Genomic DNA, 783 nt, shown 5'->3' with positions numbered 1-783 from the left:
TAAGTACACGACTAGCAAATCAGCTTCTATGGCGTTCGCAAGCTGGGGGACAGAAGAAAAGAAACGACTCAACAAGCTATGATGATGGCCACATACAACGAGATCTATCACTACTTCCTTCGCAATTCAGGAGAGCTTGATGTGAAGATCACCAATTACAACCATACTGTCATGGACTTCGTAATCACACTCGTCAGCAAGCTTTTGTAATGCATTCTGCAACTTTCGTTCTTCTTTCAACTCCAGAATAATCTTATCGACATCTACATAGACTAAGGAAAGCTTACTTTTTTCATCTTTCGCTAAAGAAACTGCTTTATCGATGACTTTTTTGCTGGAATCAGTAAGGTCTACCGCGACCAAAATATGTCCATAACTCATTACGTTCTCCTATTTTGAATGGTACTACTTTTAGTCTAGCTTATCGAACACACTAAACATCGGCTTACCTGCCGATATCTAAATGAAAACATCCAAATCCCCATCTCTAAGAGCTCAGCTGTTCGAACATATCCCCCTAAAACATCAAAAGCCTCTCACTAAACATTACACCGTAACTTAAGTTGACTTGTAAGCGATGCTGTAAAACTAAGTCCGTAGTAGCTCCTGCCTCTAAGCGCTCTGAAAATCTAGATTAAAGATCATCAAAAACTCTGCCGCAATTTTAATGATGTAGTCCCTGGAGAAGCAGTTCTGACACACCGTCTGCAAGTACTTACTGTCTTTATATGGAAGTATATATAAGCACCTAATTCTGATTTGATTTTGTGACACTGTGTCTGA

Annotated in this window: 1 pseudogene; it reads right to left on the bottom strand. The window is 39.6% G+C overall.

From position 1 onward, the window contains the following. A pseudogene (locus tag R8N47_RS24600) lies at positions 1–381 on the bottom strand (universal stress protein); the annotation flags it as partial. Between the last annotated feature and the right edge of the window lie 402 nt (positions 382–783).

It is taken from the genome of Vibrio sp. 2132-1, assembly GCF_033344315.1.
Note: the sequence above shows the minus strand (reverse complement) of the source record. Positions and strands in the feature narration are given on the sequence as shown.